Here is a 25,764-nt window from a genome sequence, read left to right as displayed (position 1 = left end):
ATGGCGTATGGGTACCGGGACAACGACTACTTCTTTTTGAAAATCAAAGCGGCGTTTCCCGGTAAAGTGCGATGAACCTTTTTTATGGCCGCTGTCTGTGGTTCAGAACAGCTGCTCTGGTGTCAGCTCTGGTTCGGCTGTGCTGTTGCTACCGCCGGCTGGGGTGATGATTTTAGCGGGCTCTTTGGGTACATCTTCCTCGCGGAAGTATTCAAACATGGCGTTCGCCTGGCCAGGAGCAGCTAGCAGTCCGGTCTCCTTGTCGATGCGAACGCTGACAATTCCTTCTGGTTGCTCGAACGGACGCTCAGCCACGCCGTCCAGAGCGGTGCTCATATAATCGACCCACACCGGCAGTGCGGTGTTGGAGCCGTATGCCCAGCGGCCCAGTGTGCTTGGTTGATCGAATCCAATCCAGACGGTGGTTACCAGGTCCGGACTGAAGCCGGAGAACCATGCGTCTTTCTGGTCGTTGGTTGTACCGGTTTTACCAGCCAGATCCGAGCGGTTCAGAGCCAGTGCCCGTTTGCCTGTGCCCAGTCGTACAACGTCGCGCAGCATGCTGATCATCAGGAAGTTGGTGCGTGCATCCATAACGCGTGGTGCGATATTTGCAGGTGTTTCCGCATCAGGCTCTTGCTGTGCTTCCAGTGCTGCAAGTTCCTGTTCAATGGTGAGCAGCTCTTCCGCTGCTACCTCTGCATCTGCAGGGCTTTCTTTTTCGCAGTCGTGGCACACAACGTCGGGTTCAGCGTTGTATAGAATGTTACCGTTATCATCCTCAATACGACTGATGATATAGGGTTTTACCGCAAAGCCACCATTTGCCAGTGCGCAATAGCCGGTGGCCAGTTCCATCGGCGTTACGGCTGAGGCGCCGAGTGCAAGTGACAGGTCTGCGTTCAGTTTGCTGCGTGGAAAGCCGAAGGGCTCTATGTAGTTAACGGCGGTACGCGGGCCAACCTGTTTCAGGATGCGGATGGATACCAGGTTCTGGGATTTATACAGAGCTTCACGCAGTCGCGTCGGACCGTAGAACTTGCCGCTGTGGTTTTCCGGGCGCCAGGTGTTTTCCAGGCTTTTGTCTTCGAATACAACCGGTGCGTCATTGATGATGCTGGCTGGCGTGAAGCCGTTGGCCAGTGCCGAGCTGTAAATGAATGGTTTAAAGGCAGAGCCAGGCTGGCGGTCAGCCTGAATGGCGCGGTTAAATTTATTGCTGCCAAAAGAGAAGCCGCCAACCAGTGCCTGAATCGCACCATCATCCGGGCGAATAGACACCAGCGCACCTTCGGCTTCCGGTATTTGTGCCAGCACCGGGCCGTCATTGCTTTGCTCAATCCAGACGCGATCGCCCGCGGTGAGCACGTCTCTGGCGGATTCGGGCTCCTTACCGATGGTGTTGACGTCAATGTATGGTTTGGCCCACGCCATACCCGCAAGAGGCAGCCAGTTGAGTCGGTCGCTCTGGTAGTACCAGGCGCCATTGTCTTCAACAGAGGCAATGACTGCCGGACTGATCAGGCCGAGTTCATTGCTGTTGCGTAGCAGGCTGCTCCACTCATCAAGTGTCGCGGGCCAGTCGATGTCGCGGCTGGTATCGGCTTTGGTTAGCCATTCCTGCAGTAGTTCATCAGTACCGACCGTCAGTAATGTGAAGGGCGCCTTGTTGTCATGGCGACGGTAGCCATGGTCACGATCATATTTGAGCAGGCCGGACTGCAGGCTGCGATTGGCTGCTTGCTGGCGTTTCGAATCTACTGTGGTGTAGACGTTGTAGCCTGCGGTGTATGCGCTGTCGCCATAACGGTCGAGCATGTCGCGGCGCACCATTTCTGCAATATATGGCGCTGTCACCTCGGATGTTGCGCCGTGGTATCGTGCAGTCACCGGTTCTCGGGCGGCCTCCTCAAATTCTTCGGCAGTAATCTTGTCGAGTGTGCGCATGCGCGCCAGTACATAGTTGCGGCGGTCTATGGCGCGCTGGGGGTTGTTGATCGGGTTGGCGGCGGAAGGTGCCTGAGGCAGGCCGGCAATCATTGCCAGCTGAGCCAGATTAAGCTCTTTGATGGACTTGCCATAATAGACCTGAGCAGCAGCTTCGATCCCGTAGGCGCGTTTGCCGAGATAGATCTTATTAATGTAGAGCTCGAGAATCTCTTCCTTGCTCAGCGATTGTTCGATTTTCAGCGCGAGCATGATCTCGGTGAACTTGCGGGTAAAAGTCTTCTCCGATGACAGATAGTAGTTCTTGGCTACCTGCATGGTGATGGTACTTCCGCCGGACTTTTTGCGTCCTGTGCGAATCAGTTCAACGACTGCGCGGGCCAGACCTTTAAGATCAATGCCAAAATGTTCGAAGAAAGCATCGTCCTCTGAAGCCAGTAAGGCATTGATGAACTGTTTCGGGGTTTCATCATAGGTCAGGGGGGAGCGACGCTTTTCGCCGAATTCGCTGATCAGCAGGCCGTCGGCGCTATATACGCGCAGTGGCGTCTGCAGCTCAACGTTCTTTAATTCCTGTGTATCAGGCAGCGTTGGGGCAAGAAACAGATATATGGCAAGAATCAATAATCCGGTGCCCGCAAATATGGACACAATGAGCCAGAAAAAGAAACGCAGTATCGGGTTTGCTCTAGTCATATATAAGTTCGCCAATTGCCTCGTGAAGCCAGTAAATACGCGGGTTGCGGCATTATAAGTGTTTTTTGTTCTTTTAATAGGAATGTGCTTATAATGGCTTTGACTATATAGGATTTGAGTGAGCTTGTTTGCGCAAGTTCGCGATTTTCAAGGGGATTTGTCGTGCTGGCTAACCTGTTTCAGAAAAAGAACAAGGCCTTACTCGGGGTGGATATCAGTTCCACCTCCGTTAAGATTCTTGAACTGAGTCACAATAATGGAAGATATCAGGTTGAAGCCTATGCATCAGAGCCTCTCCCGCCGAATTCCGTTGTAGAACAAAGCATTAACAATGATGAGGCGGTGGGTGAAGCCATTCGTCGCGCGCTCGGCCGCTCCCGTGCGGGTGCAAAACGCGCCGCGCTGGCGGTAGCTGGTTCGGCGGTTATCACCAAGACTGTGCAGATGAACGGCAAGCTGAAAGACGATGAAATGGACTTTCAGATTCGCGCCGAAGCAGACCAGTACATTCCTTACCCCCTTGAGGAAGTTGCACTGGATTGGGAAGTGCAGGGCCCATCTGACAGTGGCAATGATATGGTGGACGTTCTGTTGGCCGCCTGTCGCTCAGAAACAGTAGAGCGTCGTAAGGATGCGGTTGAATACGCCAACCTGGAGGCTGCGGTGGTTGATGTTGAGGCATTCTGCACCGAACGTGCATTCAGCCTGCTGGAAGGGCAGTTGGGTACAGATGACGCTGAAACTGTCGCGATTCTCGACATCGGCGCGACCATGACCACGCTCTCGGTGCTGCATGAAGGTAAATCGATCTACACTCGTGAGCAGCTGTTTGGTGGTAAGCAGCTGACCGAAGACATTATGCGTCGCTATGGTCTGAGTGAAGAAGAGGCGGCGCGTGCAAAGCTGGAGGGCGGCTTGCCGGATGATTACGAGTCCGAGGTACTGGAGCCGTTCCGTCGTGCGGTGGTTCAGCAAGTGAGTCGTTCACTGCAGTTCTTCTATTCTTCAAGTCAGTTTAATGATGTCGACTACATTATCCTGGCTGGCGGTACATCCTCCATTCCGGACCTGGCTGACGAAGTGCAGGAGGTTCTTGGAATTGCGACGGTAATCGCTAATCCTTTCGTCAACATGACTTTGTCGCAAAAAGTGAATGCAAACCTGCTCAGCGGTGATGCCCCTTCTCTGATGATTGCGTGTGGTCTGGCCATGAGGAGTTTTGATTAATGGCTAAGATTAACCTGTTGCCGTGGCGTGAAGAGCTGCGCAAGGAACGGCAAAATCAGTTTTACGCAGTGATTGGTTCTGTGCTGGCGGTTGCCGCGGTGATTGTTTACCTGGTGAACAGCAGCGTGGACAGCAATATTCAGAATCAGCGTTACCGCAATAGTTTTGTGACCAACGAAACGAAGGTACTCGATGCAAAAATTGCAGAGATCAAGGCGCTGAAGGCGACTCGTGAGCAGCTGATTGAGCGTATGGAGCTCATTCAGGCGTTGCAGGGTAACCGCCCGATTATTGTGCGTATCTTTGATGAGATGGCGCGTTCTGTGCCTGAAGATCTCTACTTTACGGCGGTCAGCGTGAAAGACGCGTCTGTTTCCGTTAAAGGGGTTGCTAAATCGAACAACCGGGTCGCTGCGCTGATGCGAAACTTTGATCAGTCTGACTGGTTTGCTGAGCCGGCGCTCATCAAAGTGCAGGCAAAGACTGAAGGCGTGAATGAGTTTGAAATCAGCATGAAGCGGGTTCAGCCAAAGGCTGATGAGGAATAACACATGGCTGATGCAAAGAAATTTGACCTTAAAGCATTGACCGCCAAACTGAATGAATTTCAGTTGGACGATCTTAATGATATCGACTGGCAGAACATGGGGTCATGGCCTCTCGCTGGCAAAGCTATCTTCTGTCTGTTGTTGTTTGTCGGCGTCCTTGCCGGAGGTTACTTTGGTCTGGTAGCTGATAATCTGCAAATGCTTGAGCGCGAACAGCGAAACGAGCAGAGCCTCCGCGAAGGGTTTGAGAACAAAGCATTCCGCGTTGCTAACCTTGATGCCTATAAAGCTCAGATGGCAGAAATGCAGGAAAGTTTCGGCTCTCTGCTGAAGCAGTTGCCACGTGATACCGAAGTTCCGGGCCTGATCGATGATATCAGTGCTGCAGCGCTGAGTTCTGGTCTTAAGTTGAGTGCGATTGATCCGCAGAAAATGACTAAGACAGAGTTTTATAATGAACTCCCTATCAATATTGAGGTTGAGGGTGGCTATCACGAAATGGGTGGATTTGTGTCTGCTGTGGCCTCCCTCCCCAGAATTGTGACGTTGCATGATTTCAGTATTGAGAAGGCGACGGATGGCCGTCTGAAAATGAGCATTCAGGCGAAAACTTACCAGTACAGTGGTGACGGGGAGGGCAAGTGATGAGTCGTGTTTTGTTCGCTTTATTGCCTGTGCTGCTGATGCTGACGGGGTGTTCTGGCTCATCCGATACATCGGATCTGAAGCGTTTTATGGATGATACCCTGAGTAAGCCGCGTGGACGGGTTGAGCCGATTCCGGTGTTTAAACCGTATGAGTTTTTCAGCTACAGTGCTGCTGGTCTGCGCTCACCATTTGAACTTCCAGTAGTTGACGCGACCGATGTTCAGATTCAGGTTGGTTCTGATGTGAAGCCCGACTTCGAGCGACCAAAGGAGCATCTGGAGCAGTATGCCATGGCAGAGCTGGCCATGGTGGGCACCCTGATGCGCGAAGAGGGCGCACTTTGGGCGCTGGTTCGTGATGGTGATGGCGGTGTGGTGAAAGTGAAAACTGGCCAGTTTATGGGGCAGAACCACGGCCGTATCGTTGCAGTAACAGATTATAAAATTAACCTGATTGAAATCGTACCAAATGGACAGGGAGGCTGGATTGAGCGGCCGCGCACCCTGGCCCTGGAAGGACTGGGTGGAGAATAATTCTATGAAAATGGTGAACAGCATGCAGGTTGCTTGCAAAGCCTTGCCGGCGCTTTTCATGGCGGCACTGGCTTCCGTTGCCTCCGCAGCAACACTGAAGGATATGAGTTTTTCTTCACTCCCTGGTGATGTGACTGAAATTCGTATGGAATTTGATGACATTCCACCACAGGTCAGTGGTTATACCATTGAAAAGCCTGCGCGGATTGCCATTGATCTTCCGGGGGTCAGCAGTGAGCTGAAAACCAAACGTCATGACGTGGGGTCTGGTAATGTTCGCAGCGCAACTCTGGTGACTACCAAGGATCGTTCACGACTGGTGGTTAATCTGTCTCGCCTGGTGGGTTATACCACCGCCGTAAGTGGTAATACGCTGGTGATCAGTGTCGGCCAGAATGAAGGCAACAAGGTATTCGACGGTGAAGGCTCAGTCGCTGCAGCATCGATGTCTGAATTGAAGGTGGTGAATGTTGACTTCCGTCGCGGTGATCAGGGCGAAGGTCAGATCCAGATTATGCTGAACGACGCTCGTGCAGCCGCCAACATCCGTCGTGAAGGTAACCGCATCATCGCTGATTTTGAGGGGGTACGTTTACCAGAAGAGCTCAGTCGTCGTCTGGACGTTACCGACTTTTCCACGCCGGTACGCTTTGTTGATGCGAAAACAGACGCAGGACGTGCGCGTATCGTGATCGAGCCGGGTATCGACGACTTCGATTACCTCGCTTATCAGACCGATAAGTTACTGTCGATTAACGTATCTGAACCGCCGAAAGAAGAGCGCGAAGAACGTAAGAAAAAATTCCCGTTCACTGGCGAAAAACTGTCGCTGAACTTCCAGAACATTGAAGTGCGTGCCGTACTGCAGTTGATTGCTGATTTTACCGGCTTGAACCTGGTTGCGTCTGATACCGTTCAGGGTAGCATTACGCTGCGTCTGCAAAATGTGCCATGGGATCAGGCTCTGGATCTGGTGTTGAAAACCAAGGGCCTGGGCAAGCGTCAGATGGGATCTGTACTGTTGATTGCTCCATCTGAAGAGATTGCAGCACGTGAAAAGATCGAACTTGAAGCAGTGAAACAGGTGGAGGATCTTGCACCACTGATCACTGAATATATGCAGCTGAAATACGCCAAGGCAAGTGATCTGGCTGCGCTGCTGACTTCTGAACAGGGCCTGTTGTCGGAACGTGGTTCTGCGGTGGTTGATGAACGCACGAATACACTGTTGATGAAAGATACCGCGAATAACCTGGAAAAAATCCGCGAAGCGCTGGCCATGCTGGATGTGCCTGTTCGCCAGGTGCTGATTGAGGCGCGTATCGTTGTCGCTGCCACCAGTGTTGGTGAAGAGATGGGTGTGAAATGGGGGGGTGCTGGTTACAAGAACAACGGCAGTAACTGGACCACTGTCGGCGGTAGCCAGAGCACTATCGCGGAAGGTAACCAGATCCTTTTTGACCGTGCCACAGGTACCGATCCTTCGGCGGTCGATCTGAATTCTGCCAACATCGTGAACTTTGGTGTGACCAACGCTGCTGCAACAACCTTTGCTGTAGGTTATCAGACTGCTGACTACCTGCTGGATCTTGAACTGGCGGCGATTGAAACCGATGGTCGCGCTGAGATTGTCTCTCAGCCGCGTGTTATTACCGCTGATGGCCAGACGGCAACCATTGAGTCTGGTACCGAGATCCCTTATCAGGAAGCAAGTTCCAGTGGTGCAACATCCGTGTCCTTTAAGTCTGCAGTGCTGAAGCTGGAAGTAACGCCACAGATTACACCGGATGATCGCATCATTATGGACCTGATGATTAACCAGGACTCTGTCGGCGAGCTGACCTCCGCTGGTCCGTCTATTGATACCAATGCGGTGCAGACTCAGGTACTGGTCGACAATGGCGAGACTGTGGTGCTGGGTGGTATTTTCCGCTCGGAAGAAGTGACCTCCATCAGCAAAACCCCTTTCTTTGGTGATCTGCCGCTGATCGGGGCTCTGTTCCGCTACAAAAACGAATATGTAGATAAGAGTGAACTGCTGGTATTCATTACGCCAAGGCTGGTGAAGGATTCGCTCAGTAATCGTTAATTTATGAAGCGAACGACCTCAGTTTTCCTCGTAGGGCCAATGGGTGCTGGTAAAAGCACCATTGGCCGTCTTCTTTCCAGTGAAATGAAACTGGAATTCATTGACTCCGACAAAGTGATCGAAGAGCGCTGTGGCGCCAATATTCCCTGGATTTTCGACAAGGAAGGGGAAGCTGGTTTCCGTGAGCGTGAGGAGCAGGTTATTGATGAGCTGACAATGCTTGATGGCATTGTACTGGCGACCGGTGGCGGCGCTGTTATGCGCGAAGCTAATCGTCGTCATCTTGCCGGGCGTGGCATGGTTGTTTATCTCTGTACTTCTGTAGAACAGCAGCTTGCTCGCACCGCAAAAGACAAAAACAGACCATTGCTGCAAAACGACAACCCGGAGAAGATTCTCCGTGACCTGTTTGCTAAGCGTGACCCAATGTATCGCGAGGTGGCTGATATCGTTATCCAGACGGATCGCCGTAATCCCCGGTGGGTTGTGCAGGAACTGCAGAAAAGATTGAAAGGCTGATATTGATGAATACGCTGACGGTTGATCTGGGGGAGCGTAGCTACCCCATTTTTATTGGTAATGGTTTGCTGACAAGGTCGGATCTGTATGCGCCGTATATTACGGGACGCCAGGTCATGATCGTGACGAATACGACCGTCGCACCGCTGTACCTTGAAAAGGTAAAAAGCGCGTTGCAGGGATTTCAGGTTGATGAGGTGATTCTGCCGGATGGTGAGTCTTATAAGGACCTGAAAACCCTCAACCTCATTTATGACGCACTGCTGGAAAAACAACATAATCGCACAACCACACTACTGGCTCTGGGCGGTGGTGTCATTGGCGATATGTGTGGTTATGCCGCGGCATCGTATCAGCGCGGCGTGAATTTTATTCAGGTACCGACGACCTTGCTGTCACAGGTCGATTCGTCAGTAGGTGGTAAGACTGGCGTGAATCACCCGCTGGGCAAAAACATGATCGGTGCCTTTCATCAGCCGAAGTGCGTGATAGCGGACACAGATACACTGAATACATTGCCGGAGCGCGAGTTGTCGGCGGGTATTGCGGAAGTGATTAAGTACGGCCTGATCTGTGATAAGCCGTTTTATCAGTGGATTACAGAGAATATTCAGGCACTGATGAAGCGAGAGCCAAAAGCACTTGCGTATGCGATTGAACGATCCTGCCAGAATAAGGCCGAAGTGGTTGCGCAGGACGAAACAGAATCAGGTATTCGCGCCATTCTGAATCTTGGTCATACCTTTGGTCATGCTATTGAAGCACATCAGGGCTATGGGCAGTGGCTGCACGGTGAAGCGGTTGGTACCGGAATGCTGCAGGCGGCAGACCTGTGCTGGCGCATGGAACATATCAGTAGCGACGAGCTGACGGCTCTGAGGGATCTGCTGATCGCTTCAGGTTTGCCTGTTGTTGGCCCGGCGGATATGTCGACCGATGATTATATCAGTCGCATGCTGGTTGATAAGAAAGTGCTGGATGGTCGCATCCGTCTGGTATTGCTGAAGCGCATCGGTGAGGCATACATGACCTCTGATGTGCCGAAAGACCTATTGACTCAAACCCTGACAGCAGGCGATAAACTGGGCTTAGCCTGAGCGCCGGAGGCAGCTATGGATACCGATTACGATCTGGAAAAGGATTTTCTTGCTGAGCAGGAAGTGAATGATCCGGCCGGACAGTATTACTCTGTCCCGCTTCCGGTATTGCTGCCATCCCAGGTGAAAGCGCTGGAGCTGCTGTCGCATCTTGCATCTTACAGCGAGCTGCTGGTCGCCGTGACCGGGCACGAAGGTTCAGGGAAAACGGTTCTCGCCAGTGCGTTGGCAGCGCAGCGCGAGGAGCCGGAAACCAGTTTGTTTCTGACCGGCGACCTGATGCTGGGCATGCCAGCCATTCTGAACGCCATTGCCATTCACTGGGATATGTCACAACTCCCGGAAGATATAGTTGCAGCGCGCGATGCAATCCGGGCGCAGGCAGCAAGTCGGGAGGAGCAGGGTGAATCCTTGCTGGTTATTATTGATCAGGCTGAACAGCTGGACAGCGAAACACTGAATAGCATTGCCAATTTTGCTCTGATCGCCCCTCAGGCGTTGTCATTCACATTGTTTGGCCGTGCAGGCTTTGAAGACGAAATTCGCGAAAGTCCTGCTAATGCGCCGGTGCATCGGCACGAGATTGAACCGCTGAATCGGGACGATTGTCAGCTGTTAATTCAGCAGGTTTACAGTCCGGGTAATGCGTTGCAGCTTTCCTCCGCCGATATTGATTATGTATTTCAGCAAAGCCACGGTTGGCCAGCAGACGTTTTGCGTACTGCCGATGATCTGTTTCTGAGTGCTGATACTCAGGCTGCTGACAAAGACAGTGTGCCAGCACAAACGACGCGTTTTCCTCTGACCCACCTCCTGGCAATTGCTGCGGTAGCGGCGGCACTGGTGATGTCGTTTCTCTACAGTGGATACAACAGTGCGCCGGATGATGCATCTGCGATTGCTGCTGATCCATCCCTGGCTGCGCCAGCAGAAGAGTTAACGTCAACCGAGGTTGAATCAGAAGCTTTGTCAACTTTAGAGGTTGAGACTGCGGTTATTAATCCGCCAGTGGTTGCTGCCGAGCCGGATTACAATTACGTTCCGAATAATGCGGAGCCCGGTGATGATGCGGGCGAAAGTGTTGCGGCGCCGGTTGAGCAATCCATCGCACCTGCCGTCGATGCGGTGGTTGTTGAAAAGCAGTCGGTCGCAGCGGAGCCATTGCTGGAGTCGGTAAAATCTCCGTCTCCTGTAGCGAAGACGCTCCCTGCGTCGCCTTTACTGAATATTCGCAGCGGCTTTGTGGTGCAGCTTTTTGGCTCCTATCAGCAGGCAAGTGCCGAGCGCTTTGTCGGAACCTGGACGGATAAGGTTGCAGGGACACTTTATCGGTACGAAACCATTCATCAGGGTAAGCCCTGGTTTGTTGTGGTTGCTGGTACCTATGGTTCACGTGACGAAGCAAAGGCGGCGGTAAACGCTATGCCTCAGACCCTGCGTAAACAGTCACCATGGATTCGTGATATTACGGCTGTTCAGGAGGCGATTCGCTGAGCTGCTGTCGCTGAAAAACCCTCCGGCACCGCCTTTCCGCTGGTGCCGCACATAATAACCAGAATGTGTCTTTATTTGTGGCAGGGGCCCCAGATGTGTAGAATGGGCGTCCTTTTGTCTCGATGCTGCTTGTTTTTTGCGCACAAGATCGGCGTAAGCCATTGATATATAAATAGTTTTTACTGATGAGAGCTGTTCTATGAGAACTGGTCTGTACACTCCAGGCGACTTTAAGGACAACTGTGGATTCGGTTTGCTGGCCCACTTAGAAGGTCAGCCGAGCCACAAGCTGTTAACAACAGCGATCGAATCCCTGACCTGTATGACACACCGTGGCGGTATTGCTGCGGATGGGAAAACCGGTGACGGATGCGGTCTGTTGATCCAGATGCCGGATTCATTCCTGCGCGCCGTAACGGCGGAAGCGGGTATTGAACTGCCAGAACAATATGCTGTGGGCATGCTGTTCATGGATCTTGATGATGCTGTATACAGCAAGCAGAAAGATGCTGTTGAACAGGCTGTGACTGCACAGGGCCTTACGGTTCTGGGCTGGCGTACAGTTCCAACCAACAATGACTGCCTCGGCCCGATGGCTCTGGATTGCCTGCCACGTTTTGAGCAGGTATTCATTGCCCCTGCGTCCGCTATGGACGAAGTCGAGTTTGGTGTTAAGCAATTCTATGCGCGTCGTTACGCCGAGAAAGCGCTGACTGCATATCCGGATTTTTACATCGCCAGCCTGTCAGACCGTGTTCTGTCTTATAAAGGCCTGATGATGCCGGTAGACCTGCCGAACTTCTATCTGGACCTTGGTGATGAGCGCCTGGAAACTGCGATCTGTGTTTTCCACCAACGCTTCTCGACCAACACCATGCCGCGCTGGCCATTGGCTCAGCCGTTCCGCATGCTGGCTCACAATGGTGAGATCAACACCATTCAGGGCAACCGTAACTGGGCCAATGCCCGTAGCGGTAAGTACCAGAGTGACCGCCTGCCGAACCTGACCGATCTGTCGCCACTGGTGAATACCACCGGCTCCGACTCTTCTTCTATGGACAACATGCTGGAACTGCTGGTTACCGGCGGTGTCAGCCTGTTCCGCGCTGTGCGTATGATGATTCCGCCAGCCTGGCAGAATGTTGAAACCATGGATGCGGATCTGCGCGCGTTCTACGAATACAACTCCATGCATATGGAAGCGTGGGACGGCCCGGCTGGTCTGGTAATTACTGATGGCCGCTATGCGGTATGTGGTCTGGACCGTAACGGTCTGCGTCCATCCCGTTGGGTAATCACCAAAGACAACTTTATTACTGTGGCATCCGAAGTGGGTGTTTACAGCTATAAGCCTGAAGATGTGGTTGCCAAGGGCCGTGTTGGCCCGGGTCAGATGCTGGCCATCGATACGCTGGAAGGCAAGCTGCTGACCACCGAAGATATCGACAACGCGCTGAAAGCTGAGCAGCCATACAAACAATGGCTGAAAGAAAACGCCATCCGCCTGGAAAGCCAGCTGCTGCTGCAGAAGGTTGATGACGCTGAAGCGCTGAGCGGTGATGAACTGAACACTCATCAGAAGCTGCAACTGATTACCAATGAAGAGCGTGATCAGGTTCTGCGTCCGATGGGCGAAGAGGGCCAGGAAGCCACTGGTTCTATGGGTGATGACACCCCTATGGCGGTTTTGTCTCAGCGTGTTCGTCACATGGCAGACTACTTCCGCCAGCAGTTTGCGCAGGTTACTAACCCGCCAATCGACCCGCTGCGTGAAGCCATCGTGATGTCTCTGGAAACCTGTATTGGTGCCGAGAAAAACGTATTTGAAACCAGTGCAGATCATGCCAACCGTATCATCCTGACCTCGCCGGTGCTGTCGCCGCTGAAGTTCCAGGGGCTGAAAACGACGGGTCTGGATGCATTCCGTCACGTAACTCTGTCTATGGCCTTTGATCCGGCGACAGGTCTGCAGCAGGCGGTTAAAGAACTGGCCGATAAAGCAGAGCAGGCAATCCGTGACGGTTACGTTGTACTGATTCTGTCTGACCGCGAAGTAACGGAAGAGCAGCTGCTGATTCCGGCGGTAATGGCTACCGGTGCTGTACATCACCGTCTGGTTCAGACGGGATTGCGTACCGACGGTAACATCATCGTAGAAACCGGTTCCGCGCGCGATGCACACCAGTTTGCTGTGCTGCTGGGCTTTGGTGCGACCGCCGTTTACCCATGGCTTGCATACGACGTACTGACTGACCTGCACCGTACCAACGAACTGCTGGGTGATCCGCTGAAATCTCAGCAGAACTTCCGCAAGGCAATCCGTAAGGGCCTGATGAAGGTTATGTCGAAGATGGGTATTTCTACCGTCGCGTCATACCGTGGTTCTCAGCTGTTCGAAGGCGTTGGTCTGAGCAAAGAAATTGTGGATCAGTGCTTCTGTGGCGTCACCAGCCGTATCGGCGGTGCTACGTTCGCTGATATTCAGGCCGATCTGGAACTGACTCGTGATAACGCCTGGAAGACCCGCAAGAAAATTGAACAGGGTGGCCTGCTCAAATATGTACACGGTGGCGAATATCACGCCTACAACCCGGATGTTGTTAAGAACATTCAGGAAGCTGTACAGACCAACAGTCAGGCAGCTTACGACCGTTTTGCGGAACTGGTTAACGAGCGCCCTGTTGCGACCATTCGTGACCTGCTGTCCCTGCGCAAAGATATCGCCCCTATCGATATCAGCGAAGTAGAACCAGCAGAAGCCATGTACCCGCGTTTCGATACCGCTGCTATGTCGCTCGGTGCGCTGTCTCCGGAAGCACACGAAGCGCTGGCAATGGCGATGAACGAACTGGGTGGTCGCTCGAACTCTGGTGAAGGTGGTGAAGATCCGCTGCGTTACGGCACTGTTCGTAACTCCAAGATCAAGCAAATCGCTTCCGGTCGTTTTGGTGTAACTCCGCACTATCTGTCCAGCGCTGAAGTGCTGCAGATTAAAGTTGCGCAGGGTGCCAAGCCGGGTGAGGGTGGTCAGCTGCCAGGTGGTAAGGTTAACGACCTGATTGCGACCCTGCGTTACTCCGTTCCGGGTGTAACTTTGATTTCGCCTCCGCCGCACCACGATATCTACTCGATTGAAGATCTGGCGCAGCTGATTTACGACCTGAAACAGGTTAACCCTGCGGCTCTGGTGTCGGTGAAACTGGTATCTGAACCGGGTGTCGGTACCATTGCTGCTGGTGTTGCCAAGGCCTACGCTGACCTGATCACTATTTCTGGTTACGACGGTGGTACTGCGGCATCTCCGCTGACCTCTATTAAGTACGCTGGTTCCCCGTGGGAGCTCGGTCTGTCGGAAGCGCATCAGGCGCTGCGTGCCAACGACCTGCGTGGCAACGTTCGTGTACAGACTGACGGTGGTCTGAAATCTGGTCTGGACGTTGTGAAAGCGGCCATTCTGGGTGCTGAGTCCTTCGGTTTCGGTACGCTGCCAATGGTTGCGGTAGGTTGTAAATACCTGCGTATCTGTCACCTGAACAACTGTGCGACCGGTGTTGCAACGCAGAACGATGACCTGCGTGATAAGCACTACATCGGTACCAAAGACATGGTTAAGAACTACTTCCGCTTCGTGGCAGAAGAAGTTCGTGGCTGGATGGCAAAACTGGGCATCCGCACCATGGAAGAGCTGGTAGGTCGTACCGATCTGCTGGAAGTTCTGGAAGGTGCTACTGCCAAACAGCGTAATCTGGACCTGACTCCGATTCTGGCTAATGACCACATCCCGGCTGACAAGCCTCATACTGTTCAGGTTGAGCGCAACAAGCCTTACGATGAAGGTTTGCTGGCCGAGCGCATGGCTGAGGAAACTCTGTCTGCAATCGAAAACAAAACCGGTGGCGAATTCAGCTTCCGCGTTACCAACTGCGACCGTTCTATCGGTGCTCGCCTGTCTGGTGAAATCGCCAAGCGTCACGGCAACCAGGGCATGGCTGACAAGCCTGTCCGCCTGAACCTGACCGGCGTTGCTGGTCAGTCATTCGGTGTATGGAATGCTGGCGGTCTGGAAATGATTCTGGAAGGTGATGCCAACGATTACGTGGGTAAAGGTATGACTGGCGGTAAGCTGGTTATCTTCCCGCCAAAAGGTTCGGCCTTTAAGACCAACGACACGTCCATCGTAGGTAACACCTGTCTGTATGGTGCTACCGGCGGTAAGCTGCTGGCAGCAGGCCGTGCTGGTGAGCGTTTCGGTGTGCGTAACTCCGGTGCTCACGCTGTGGTTGAAGGTGCAGGCGATCACTGCTGTGAATACATGACTGGCGGTATGGTTTGTGTGCTGGGTGAAACCGGCTACAACTTCGGTGCTGGTATGACCGGTGGTTTCGCCTACGTACTGGATATGGATAACAGCTTTGTGGATAAGTACAACCACGAGCTGGTAGATATTCACCGTATCTCTAACGAAATGACCGAAGGCCACCGCAGTCACCTGCGCAGTGTGCTGCGTGAGTTCGTAGAAGAGACTGGCAGTGCCTGGGGTCAGGAAATCCTCGATGATTTCGATGGCTTCATCGGTAAATTCTGGCTGGTTAAGCCAAAGGCTGCAGACCTGCAGCAACTGCTGAACAACACCCGTGCTCGTCCTGAGTAATCGGCGCAGGATGAGGAGAGAGATTCAAGATGGCACAACGTCTGAACAATAACTTTCAGTTTGTCGAGGTGGGTCGTCAGGACCCAACCAAGAAGTCCATCGACACACGTAAAGTGGAGTTCGTGGAAATTTATGAACCGTTCCAGCAGGAGCAGGTAACCGATCAGGCACACCGTTGTCTGGCTTGTGGTAACCCATACTGCGAATGGAAATGCCCGGTTCATAACTTCATTCCTAACTGGCTGAAACTGGCCAGTGAAGGCAACATTCTGGAAGCCGTAGAACTGAGCCACCAGACCAACACGCTGCCGGAAGTGTGCGGCCGTGTATGTCCTCAGGACCGTCTGTGTGAAGGCTCCTGTACGCTGAACGATGGTTTTGGTGCTGTGACCATTGGTAATGTTGAAAAGTACATTACCGATACAGCATTCGCCATGGGCTGGCGTCCGGATATGTCCAAGGTTAAGCCAACCGGTAAGCGCGTTGCGATTATCGGTGCAGGCCCTGCGGGTCTGGGCGCTGCCGATATTCTGGTGCGCAATGGCGTTACTCCGGTGGTCTTTGATAAATACCCGGAAATCGGTGGTCTGCTGACCTTTGGTATTCCAGAGTTCAAACTGGAAAAGAGCGTGATGTCTAACCGTCGCGAAGTCTTCGAAGGTATGGGTGTGGAATTCCGTCTGAACACCGAAGTGGGTAAGGATATCGATTTCCAGAGCATCATCGACGAATTCGATGCTGTGTTCCTGGGTATGGGTACCTACAACTACATGAAAGGTGGCTTCCCGGGTGAAGACCTGCCAGGCGTACACGACGCACTGGATTTCCTTATTGCTAACGTGAATCACAACCTGGGCTTCGAGAAAGACCCGGCTGATTTCATCAGCATGAAAGGCAAGAAAGTGGTTGTTCTGGGTGGTGGTGACACCGCGATGGACTGTAACCGTACGTCTATTCGTCAGGGTGCTGAGCACGTTACCTGTGCGTATCGTCGTGACGAAGAAAACATGCCGGGTTCCAAGCGCGAAGTGGTTAACGCTCGCGAAGAAGGTGTTAACTTCCTGTTTAACCGTCAGCCGGTTGCCATCGTGGGTGATGACAAGGTTGAAGGCGTTAAAGTGGTTACCACTGAGATGGGTGAACCGGATGAGAATGGCCGTCGTCGTCCTCAGGTGGTTGAAGGTTCTGAAGAAATCCTGCCGGCTGATGCTGTGCTGGTTGCCTTCGGTTTCCGTCCAAGCCCTGCGCCATGGTTCAAGGACTTCGGTATCGAACTGAACAGCTGGGATGGTGTGGTTGCACCAGCCGAACAGAAGTTCAAGTACCAGACTACCAACGAAAAAGTATTCGCTGGCGGTGATATGGTACGTGGCTCAGACCTGGTAGTAACAGCGATCTGGGAAGGTCGTGAAGCTGCTGAAGGTATCCTTGACTACCTGAACGTCTGATCTGCTCCCCCTTTGTCGCAGATTATGTGACAGACGGCAAAAAACGCGGCATACCCGGTGGGTTGCCGCGTTTTTGTTTATGGCCTCCACGACATTGAGGATGCTATCCTAGCTGGCTATAACAATTGACCACGGGACAATTCTGAGATGGAGTGCACTCGAATGTTAAAGCCTGCCTCGTTGCTCACCCTGCTGTTAACTGCTTTCCTGACTGCCTGTGGTGGCGGTGGCGGTGGCGATTCTGTTGTTGCTGGTAATGATGATAGTTCTTCGTCCGGCGATACCACCACCGTTGATAACGGTGACGGAACAACCGACGATGTGACCACCAGTACTGATATTACCAATCCGTTAATTGGTACAGGCAGTGGCTCCAGCTTTGTATCCGGTGCATTAAATATCAGCTCAACGTCTCTCAGTGCCGGTGGCACAGCGAATATCACGGCGACTATTGTTGACGGTGATAACGGCAATGCGAAAGTTGTTTCTCAGCAATACGGTGTGGTCTTCACATCTATTTGTGCAGAATCAGATCCTGCAAAAGCCTCTTTCAGCCGAGAGCAAGTCGTCACCTCCAGCGGCGAGATATCTGTTACCTACACAGCCGAGGGTTGTAGTGGTACCGATGTACTGTCATTCAAGCTGTATGCGACAAACGATGGTGAGATAGATCTGGATAGTGTCCTTGATGCCGCAAGTGGAACTATTACTGTGCAGGCTCCGGAAGTGGGTGCGATTACATTCGTTGAGAACTCAGAACCAGCGATTTCTATTTCAACAATCGCTAACCCGGTGTTGCCTGTTCTGTCAGAGGTTGTGTTCCGCGTGCTGGATCGCACTAATAACCCGATTGGTGGCAAAGAAGTTACCTTTGCGCTGAGTAACACGCCTGGTGGGGCGCGCCTTGCTCTGGGCGAGGGTGTTACCAATGAGGATGGCGAAGTTAAAGCTATTCTGCAATCTGGTACCACGCATGGCGTGACTTCTGTTGTTGCTACAACGCTTGCTAATGACGGCGTCACTGAAATTTCAACCAGTTCCCAGCCGGTTTCTATCACAACCGGTCTGGCAGATCAGGATAGCTTCAGTATCGCTCTGGATACCTTTAATCCGGGAGCATTTGATGTATCAGGGACCGAAGTCTCAGTGACAGCTTTCGCCGCAGACCAGTTCCAGAACCCGGTACCGGACGGCACAGTAATCAACTTCACGGCAGAAAGCGGTGCGATTGAATCATACTGCGCTACCGAAGGTGGTCGCTGTTCTGTGACCTGGTACAGTGCGGGTGATCGCCCGGGGCAACATGCCGCAGGACTGAATCGCGTGAATGAAGTTGATCAGCAGACAGCGGGCACGGTTTATGGCATGACCACTATTATGGCCTACACCATGGGTGAGAGTGGTTTTACTGATCAGAACAATAATGGTCTGTTTGATGCCAATGAGCCGTTTGTAACCTATCCGGAAGCTTTCCGCGACGATGACTGGGATGGCGCAGTAGATGTTGGAGGCACGTCGTCTCTGCCAGTCGAATTCTTTGCAGATTTCGATTACGACGGTTCCTACGATGCTGCACCAGCGACTTATCAGGGGGCGCTGTGTACTGATGCTGCTAAAGGTCTCAGCCACTGTGGCTCACTGATGAACGTGCGTGCAAACATTCGTCTGATGCAGTCTACCGCTACGGTAGCTCCAACAATTCGTTTCTTTGAACAGAGTGGTACTGTAGTTGTTAATGGTGTGACGGTACCTGCTTACACTGAAAACACTCCAACCCTGGCTGGAAGTGGTACCTTCTATGTTGTGCTGCAGGATGCAAACGGCAATATCCCTGCGTCTGGCACGATTATGGGTGCAAGTGGTGACGGTTACAAAATTACCGGTACCTCAGGCCCTGTGCCAAACAGTATCGGTATTCTTGATCCTACAGGTGCTCAGGGGCTGCCAAGTTTTGGCGCTTTTTATACCGTCAACTATAGTGCGGAAACATCGCCAATCTCGATTGAAGTTACGGCAACTTCCGGTGATTCCGTTAATAGTTACGAGCTGAACTGATCGGCTCCACAAAAAAGCCCGGCCTTCGCCGGGCTTTTTTGTGCCTGCTGTTTTCTGCGGCCATAGCGACTGTTCATGGCTTTAATGCGTAAAGTCAAAAAGCGCGTGGCCGTTTTTTTGGTATGATACCGGCAAATTTTCTGGTGCTCGTTAGGTACTCCATGTCTGAATTGAAAAATGATCGCTTCCTGAAGGCGCTGTTGCGCCAGCCAGTTGACCGTACACCTGTGTGGATGATGCGCCAGGCCGGACGTTATCTGCCAGAGTACCGTGCGACCCGAGCTCAGGCCGGTGACTTTATGTCGCTGTGCAAAAACCCTGAGCTGGCGTGTGAAGTGACCATTCAGCCACTGGATCGTTACCCGCTGGATGCTGCGATTCTGTTCTCTGACATCCTCACCATTCCGGATGCGATGGGGCTGGGGCTGTACTTTGAGACTGGCGAAGGCCCGCGTTTCAATAAAATCATCCGTACCGAAGCCGATGTGCAGAGCCTGTCTGTGGTCAACACGGAAGCGGATCTGGATTACGTACTGAAAGCCGTCAGCACTATTCGCCGTGAGCTGAATGGTCGTGTGCCGCTGATCGGTTTCTCCGGTAGTCCATGGACGCTGGCAACCTATATGGTTGAGGGCGGCTCATCCAAAGATTTCCGTCACGTTAAAGCCATGATGTACGACACGCCGGAAGTGATGCATCAGCTGCTGGATACGCTGGCGAAGTCCGTTATTGATTACCTGAACGCACAGATTAAAGCCGGTGCGCAGGCCGTGCAGATCTTCGATACCTGGGGTGGCAACCTCAGTGATGTGGCTTACCGCGAGTTCTCGCTGAAATATATGCAGCAGATCGTTGCCGGTCTTATTCGTGAATACGACGGTCAGCAGATTCCGGTTATCCTGTTCACTAAAGGCGGTGGCCAGTGGCTGGAGGCTATGGCGGATACGGGGGCTGATGCATTGGGTATCGACTGGACAACAGATCTCGGCAACGCACGCAGCCGTGTTGGCAATCGTGTTGCGCTGCAGGGCAATATGGATCCTTCTGTACTGTACGCGTCACCGGCGACTATCCGTGCCGAAGTGAAGCGTATTCTCGACAGCTACGGTAATGGCACTGGGCATGTGTTTAACCTGGGTCATGGTATTCACCAGTTTGTCGATCCAGAGCACGCTAAGGCATTCGTCGAAGCGGTTACCGAACTTAGCCCGTCTTACCACGGCTGAGACCAATAGAAGTGGGGTCGCGATAGCGGCCCTTGTCTGACAATTCTTTGCATCACACCCTGCTGTAGCGTGTCGCGCCAGCGAGTACCATGCTATCTTTCTTTGATTCAGATCAAACGGACAGTCAGGCTGACGGAGAGAGGCGACTAACTGATGCAACTATTCTGGATTCCCCTGCTGACTCTGGTGGGAACCCTGCTACCCATGCTGGCCTACCGCTTTGGCCGCCGGGCTACTCTGCTGGCAACAGCAACGCTGCCTGCCTGTGCTCTGGCACTGGTGTTCACCTACATCCCCGATATTCTCAATGGCCAGTCATTCGTCTGGCAAACAGACTGGATTCCAGCGGCCGGGTTGAGTATTGCCTTTCGCTTTGACGGCCTGGCCTTGCTGTTCGCCTTGCTGATTCTTGGTATTGGCTTACTGGTTATTCTCTACGCTCGCTACTATCTGTCCGAGCGTGATCATATGGGCAGGTTCTATGCTTTTCTGATCCTGTTTATGACGGCCATGCTGGGCGTGGTGATGTCCGACAACATTCTCCAGTTGTGGTTCTTCTGGGAACTGACCAGTGTCAGCTCATTCCTGCTGATCAGTTTCTGGTGGCATAAAACCGAGGCGCGTAAAGGCGCGCGCATGGCGTTAATGATTACCGGTGCTGGCGGTCTGGCTCTGCTCGGTGCCTTCATTCTGATGGGTGAAACCCTCGGCACTTACAGTCTGAGCGCCATTCTCGCCAGTGGAGATGCGTTGCGTGAAAGCAGCGTCTATGTCCCGGTGATGATTCTTTTCCTGCTCGGAGCTTTCACTAAGTCGGCTCAATTTCCGTTCCATTTCTGGCTGCCGCACGCTATGGCAGCACCAACACCCGTTTCGTCATACCTGCATTCAGCCACCATGGTTAAGGCCGGGGTGTTTCTGCTGGCGCGTTTTTATCCGGTGCTATCCGGCACCGATATGTGGTTTGGCATTGTCAGTCTGGTGGGGCTGGCGACTTTGTTGGTGGGTGCTTACACCGCCTTGTTCAAGCACGATCTGAAAGGCCTGCTGGCGTATTCAACCATCAGTCATCTGGGTCTGATCACCTTGTTATTCGGTCTGGATACGCGCATGGCTGCCATCGCCGCGGTGTTCCACATCATTAACCATGCGGTCTTCAAAGCATCGTTGTTTATGGCAGCCGGTATCATTGACCACGAGTCCGGCTCGCGTGATATGCGTCAGCTGAATGGGTTGTGGAAGTACATGCCATACACTGCCACGCTGGCCATGGTTGCTGCTGCTTCTATGGCGGGTGTGCCATTGCTGAATGGCTTCCTGTCGAAGGAAATGCTGTTCACCGAAACCCTGCACCAGGCAACACTGGGTTCTCTGTCCTGGGTAATCCCTGTGCTGGCGACTGTAGGCGGCGCCCTGGCGGTTGCTTACTCTCTGCGCTTTATTCACGACGTCTTCTTTAATGGTGAACCCATTAACCTGCCACGTACGCCACATGAGCCGCCACGCTATATGCGCGTGCCGGTAGAAGTGTTGGTGGTGCTGTGTCTGCTGGTTGGTATCGTGCCTGAATTTGCTGTCGGCGATTTGCTCAATGCTGCGGCTTCCGCAGTGTTGCAGGCGCCGTTACCTGAGTTCAGTCTGGCGGTATGGCATGGCTTCAACATTCCGCTGTTAATGAGTCTGCTGGCTGTCGTCGGCGGTAGCATTCTGTATGTGAATCGGCGTTATCTGTTTCAGTTTCAGGGGCAGTTCACCGAGATTGATGCCAAGAATGAATTTGAACGTGCGGTACAGTGGCTGACAGCCCGTGCCGTTCGTTTACAGGCATGGTTCGATAATGGTCGCCTGCAGCGTTATACCACCTGGCTGGTGGTGATTGCTTTGGCTGTAGCAGGTGCACCTTTGCTGGAAATGGAATCCGCCGCCGGCAGCCTGCCGCAGCAGGCGGTGGACCTGCCGGTACTGGTGGCCGCCGTGCTGCTGCTGATTGGCACCGTGGCAACGGTAGTGTTCAGTCATCAGCGTCTGCTGGCGCTGGTTATGGTGTCGATTGTCGGTCTTATCGTTGCTGTCGCCTTTGCCTGGTTCTCGGCTCCTGACCTTGCTCTGACACAGTTATCGGTGGAAGTAGCGACCATTATTCTGTTCCTGCTGGCGCTGTATTTCCTGCCGCAGACGACGCCGCTGAAAGAAAGCTCAACGCGACGCATTCTGCGTGATCTGGGGCTGGCCTCGGCAATCGGTGCGGTGGTGGGTACCATCTGTTACGCCATGCTGACACGGCCGCTGGCCAGTATTTCTGATTTCTTCATTGCCAACAGTAAGACCGGTGGTGGTGGTACCAATGTGGTGAACGTGATTCTGGTCGACTTCCGTGGCTTCGACACTATGGGTGAAATCACGGTGCTGGGCATTGCCGCGTTGGGTATCTACAAGCTGCTGGCGGGAATGCGTCTGTTCGTTCCGGCGGCTGATCAGAATGGTATTGGCTGGGCGAAAGATAAAAACCCGATGATGCTGGCGGTGGTTTCCCAGAGTCTGCTGCCGCTCGCTTTGCTGGTGTCGGCCTATATCTTCCTGCGTGGGCACAATCTGCCGGGCGGTGGCTTTATTGCCGGCCTGATCACGGCTATTGCGCTGATTCAGCAATACGTCGCACACGGTGTGGACTGGATGAAAGCACGCATGAATTTCCCGTACCACGTGATGATCGCAGTGGGCCTGATTCTGGCGCTGGGGTCTGGTCTGGGCAGCTGGTTGTTTGACCGTCCATTCCTCACCACCTGGTTTGATTATTTCTATCTGCCGCTGATCGGCAAATTTGAGTTGGCCAGTGCCATGGTGTTTGACCTGGGCGTGTACTTCACAGTGATTGGCGCAACTCTGTTGATTCTGGCCAACCTTGGCCAGCTAACGACCAGCGAACGACCAAGGGCGGAATAATGGAAACAATTTATGCAATCTGCGTCGGCGCAATGACCGCCGGCGGCATTTTCCTGGTTTTACGCGGTTACACCTTCGCTGTGGTACTGGGGCTGACGCTGCTTTCCTATGCAGTAAACCTGTTTATTTTTGCCAGTGGCCGCCTGGTGGTAAATGGCGCGGTGATTCTCGGTGAAAGTGAGCGTTACGCAGACCCATTACCACAGGCTCTGGTATTGACCGCGATTGTCATCGGCTTTGCTATGACTGCCTTTGCTCTGATTCTGGCACTGCGGGCGCGCTCTGATCTGGGCAATGACCAGGTTGATGGCCGTACTGAGATTCATGACGACTTACCTCAGCGTCAGCGTTCGAATACAGGAGATGATGCATGACCCTGATGGATCATCTGATTTTCTTTCCGGTACTGATTCCGCTGCTGGCGGGTATCGCATTGATGTTGCCGGGTCTGCATCAGCAGGTTCTGCGTCAGCGGCTGGTCGGTTTTGCTGCCAATGTACTCATGTTGTTGTCAGCAATTATGCTGCTGCAGCAGAGCGCGGGCGGTATGCGCACTTATATGATGGGCGACTGGCAGGCGCCGTTCGGTATTGCGCTGGTCAGCGACCAGTTGTCCTCCATTATGCTCATTCTGGCTGCCATACTCGGACTGACTGCGCATCTGTATGCTTCGGCAGGGGATGACCAGCGCGGGCCGTTTTTCCATCCGTTATTTATGTTTCAGATGCTGGGTATTAACGGCGCCTTCCTGACCGGCGATGCCTTTAACCTGTTCGTGTTTTTCGAGATTCTGCTGATTGCTTCGTACTCTCTGCTCATTCACGGTGGTGGCAAGCAGCGCACGCAGGCGGCTGTGCATTATGTACTGCTTAACCTTACGGGTTCGGCTTTCTTCCTGATTGGCCTGGCGATTATTTACGCGGTATTCGGCACGCTGAATCTGGCCGATATGGCGTATAAAGCACCGCACCTGAAAAGCGAAGATCTGGCACTGGCGAAATCCGGTGCGCTGTTATTACTGGTGGTGTTCGGTCTGAAAGCGGCGTTACTGCCACTGCATTTCTGGCTGCCACGCACCTACGCCTACACCTCGACACCAGTAGCAGCCTTGTTCGCCATCATGACCAAGGTGGGTATCTACAGTATCTGGCGCATTCACACGGCGGTGTTTGGTGATCATGCCGGTGTGCTGGCTAATGTTGCCAGCGACTGGTTGTGGCCGTTGGGCTGGCTGACGCTGGTGGCCGGTACGCTGGCGGTTCTGGCCAGTCAGAGCCTGAAAATGCTGGTGGCTAACCTGGTGGTGGTATCCGCCGGAACGCTGCTGCTGATGCTGGCGATCAGCACTGAACAATCGGCAGCCGCAGCGCTTTACTATCTTATTCACAGCACTCTGATCGCGGCAGCCTTGTTCATGGTCGCCGGCCTGATTACCGAGCAACGCGGTCAGGCGCAGGATCGGCTGGTGCGCAGTCGGCCGCTGCGTCAGCAAGGACTGCTCGGCGTTCTGTTTGTTATTGCTGCGCTGGCGGTGATTGGTCTGCCGCCATTATCTGGTTTTGTTGGCAAGCTGCTGCTGCTGCAGGCTTCCTCCGCCGGTTATCAGGCCAGCTGGATCTGGGCGCCGCTGCTGATTTCTGGTCTGGCCGCCATGCTCATGCTGACGCGTGCCGGTACTACGATCTTCTGGCGGGTGCAGGGCGCTGCTCAGCCGTCAGATGCAGTGCATCCACTGAAGTTAACAGCGGTGCTGGTGTTGCTGCTGATGTCGCCGCTGATGGTCGTGCTCGGTGGTCCGTTAACCGAGCTGACGCAGAGTGCGGTCAGTGAATTGTATAAAGTGCCTGTGGCAGTCGTGGAGGTAACCCCATGAGATATATTCTGCCAATGCCGGTACACAGTCTGATGCTGCTGGCAGTGTGGTTATTGTTGAATGGTTTTTCTGTCGGTCAGCTGGTACTGGGATTAATTCTGGCCTGGTTAATTCCGGTGATTACCTGGCCCTATACCGATCACCAGAGCCGTGCCGGTAAGCCACTTAAAATAGCTGCTTATGTTGCCCGTCTGCTGCGTGACATTGTGGTATCCAACGTTGATGTAGCGCTTAAGGTTCTGGGTAGCAACCGCTCTCTGAATCCGGGTTTTATCTGCTACCCGCTGGCATTGCAGGGAGACTTTCCACTGACAGTTCTGGCTAGCACCATCTCGCTGACGCCGGGTACTGTGAGCGTGGATTTTTCCGAAGACCGTAAGTGGCTGTATGTACACGCTTTGCACATCACTACCGAGCAGGAAATGATTGCGGAAATTCGTCAGCGTTATGAACAACCCCTGCAGGAGATTTTCTCATGACGACCGCCAGCCTGTTGGATGCTGCCATTCTCGTTACATCCGCGATGGTGCTGATAGCATTGCTGATGAATGTCTGGCGTATGCTGAAAGGCCCTTCGGTAACCGACCGCATTCTTGCGCTGGATACCCTGTACATTAACAGCATCGCGCTGATTATTTTGCTGGGTCTGTACAACGGATCGCCACTGTACTTTGAAGGCGCCCTGTTGATTGCCATGCTGGGCTTTGTCAGCACGGCGGCGCTCAGCAAGTATCTGCTGCGCGGCGACATTATTGAATAAGGAATGCAGA

Annotated in this window: 18 protein-coding genes; 17 read left to right on the top strand and 1 reads right to left on the bottom strand. The window is 53.2% G+C overall.

Going from position 1 to position 25,764, the window contains the following annotated elements; genetic code table 11:
- Window positions 1–102 precede the first annotated feature (102 nt).
- Window positions 103–2,643, bottom strand: coding sequence for a penicillin-binding protein 1A (locus I9W95_RS03840; protein ID WP_225672021.1), 2,541 nt, complete (start codon window positions 2,641–2,643; stop codon window positions 103–105).
- A gap of 165 nt (window positions 2,644–2,808) precedes the next feature.
- On the opposite strand from I9W95_RS03840, the gene I9W95_RS03835 reads away from it, so the two are divergent.
- The 17 genes from I9W95_RS03835 (at window position 2,809) to I9W95_RS03755 (ending at window position 25,754) form a co-directional block, all read left to right on the top strand.
- Window positions 2,809–3,870 (top strand): pilus assembly protein PilM, encoded by a 1,062-nt coding sequence (locus I9W95_RS03835; RefSeq protein ID WP_225672031.1) that lies wholly within the window; start codon window positions 2,809–2,811, stop codon window positions 3,868–3,870.
- Window positions 3,870–4,418 carry a PilN domain-containing protein gene (locus I9W95_RS03830; RefSeq protein ID WP_225672019.1) on the top strand — a complete coding sequence of 183 codons (549 nt, stop codon included), beginning with the start codon at window positions 3,870–3,872 and terminating at the stop codon, window positions 4,416–4,418. The genes I9W95_RS03835 and I9W95_RS03830 overlap by 1 nt, the downstream gene beginning before the upstream one ends.
- Before the next feature lie 3 nt (window positions 4,419–4,421).
- A complete protein-coding gene (gene pilO / locus I9W95_RS03825) occupies window positions 4,422–5,063 on the top strand; it encodes a type IV pilus inner membrane component PilO (protein ID WP_225672018.1) in 642 nt (213 codons plus the stop codon).
- On the top strand, window positions 5,063–5,599 hold the full coding sequence (locus I9W95_RS03820; protein WP_225672016.1) for a pilus assembly protein PilP: 537 nt from the start codon (window positions 5,063–5,065) through the stop codon (window positions 5,597–5,599). The genes pilO and I9W95_RS03820 overlap by 1 nt, the downstream gene beginning before the upstream one ends.
- A 4-nt stretch (window positions 5,600–5,603) precedes the next feature.
- Window positions 5,604–7,688 (top strand): type IV pilus secretin PilQ, encoded by a 2,085-nt coding sequence (gene pilQ / locus I9W95_RS03815; protein WP_225672014.1) that lies wholly within the window; start codon window positions 5,604–5,606, stop codon window positions 7,686–7,688.
- Between the two features lie 3 nt (window positions 7,689–7,691).
- Entirely contained in the window at window positions 7,692–8,207 is a 516-nt protein-coding gene (gene aroK, locus I9W95_RS03810; protein WP_225672012.1) for a shikimate kinase AroK, read from the top strand.
- A 5-nt stretch (window positions 8,208–8,212) separates the two neighbouring features.
- Entirely contained in the window at window positions 8,213–9,304 is a 1,092-nt protein-coding gene (gene aroB / locus I9W95_RS03805; protein WP_225672010.1) for a 3-dehydroquinate synthase, read from the top strand.
- A gap of 15 nt (window positions 9,305–9,319) precedes the next feature.
- On the top strand, window positions 9,320–10,798 hold the full coding sequence (locus tag I9W95_RS03800; protein ID WP_225672008.1) for an SPOR domain-containing protein: 1,479 nt from the start codon (window positions 9,320–9,322) through the stop codon (window positions 10,796–10,798).
- A 199-nt stretch (window positions 10,799–10,997) separates the two neighbouring features.
- Window positions 10,998–15,449 (top strand): glutamate synthase large subunit, encoded by a 4,452-nt coding sequence (gene gltB / locus I9W95_RS03795; protein WP_225672006.1) that lies wholly within the window; start codon window positions 10,998–11,000, stop codon window positions 15,447–15,449.
- Between the two features lie 29 nt (window positions 15,450–15,478).
- A complete protein-coding gene (locus tag I9W95_RS03790) occupies window positions 15,479–16,897 on the top strand; it encodes an FAD-dependent oxidoreductase (protein WP_225672004.1) in 1,419 nt (472 codons plus the stop codon).
- A gap of 162 nt (window positions 16,898–17,059) precedes the next feature.
- Window positions 17,060–18,952: an Ig-like domain-containing protein gene (locus I9W95_RS03785; protein WP_225672003.1), complete on the top strand. Its 1,893-nt coding sequence runs from the start codon at window positions 17,060–17,062 to the stop codon at window positions 18,950–18,952.
- Between the two features lie 161 nt (window positions 18,953–19,113).
- On the top strand, window positions 19,114–20,178 hold the full coding sequence (gene hemE / locus I9W95_RS03780) for a uroporphyrinogen decarboxylase (RefSeq protein WP_225672001.1): 1,065 nt from the start codon (window positions 19,114–19,116) through the stop codon (window positions 20,176–20,178).
- Between the two features lie 153 nt (window positions 20,179–20,331).
- The gene (locus tag I9W95_RS03775) at window positions 20,332–23,121 is read left to right on the top strand and encodes a monovalent cation/H+ antiporter subunit A (RefSeq protein WP_225671999.1); all 2,790 of its coding nucleotides are present in this window, start codon (window positions 20,332–20,334) and stop codon (window positions 23,119–23,121) included.
- The gene (locus tag I9W95_RS03770) at window positions 23,121–23,495 is read left to right on the top strand and encodes a Na+/H+ antiporter subunit C (protein WP_225671997.1); all 375 of its coding nucleotides are present in this window, start codon (window positions 23,121–23,123) and stop codon (window positions 23,493–23,495) included. Before I9W95_RS03775 ends, I9W95_RS03770 begins: the two co-directional genes overlap by 1 nt.
- Window positions 23,492–24,994 carry a monovalent cation/H+ antiporter subunit D gene (locus tag I9W95_RS03765; protein ID WP_318653588.1) on the top strand — a complete coding sequence of 501 codons (1,503 nt, stop codon included), beginning with the start codon at window positions 23,492–23,494 and terminating at the stop codon, window positions 24,992–24,994. The genes I9W95_RS03770 and I9W95_RS03765 overlap by 4 nt, the downstream gene beginning before the upstream one ends.
- Window positions 24,991–25,473, top strand: coding sequence for a Na+/H+ antiporter subunit E (locus I9W95_RS03760; RefSeq protein WP_225671995.1), 483 nt, complete (start codon window positions 24,991–24,993; stop codon window positions 25,471–25,473). The genes I9W95_RS03765 and I9W95_RS03760 overlap by 4 nt, the downstream gene beginning before the upstream one ends.
- Window positions 25,470–25,754 carry a K+/H+ antiporter subunit F gene (locus I9W95_RS03755; protein WP_225671993.1) on the top strand — a complete coding sequence of 95 codons (285 nt, stop codon included), beginning with the start codon at window positions 25,470–25,472 and terminating at the stop codon, window positions 25,752–25,754. The genes I9W95_RS03760 and I9W95_RS03755 overlap by 4 nt, the downstream gene beginning before the upstream one ends.
- Window positions 25,755–25,764 lie beyond the last annotated feature (10 nt).

The organism is Thalassolituus marinus, from assembly GCF_020320395.1.
Lineage (GTDB): Bacteria > Pseudomonadota > Gammaproteobacteria > Pseudomonadales > Oceanobacteraceae > Venatoribacter > Venatoribacter marinus.
This window is presented reverse-complemented; position numbering and strand designations above follow the sequence as displayed.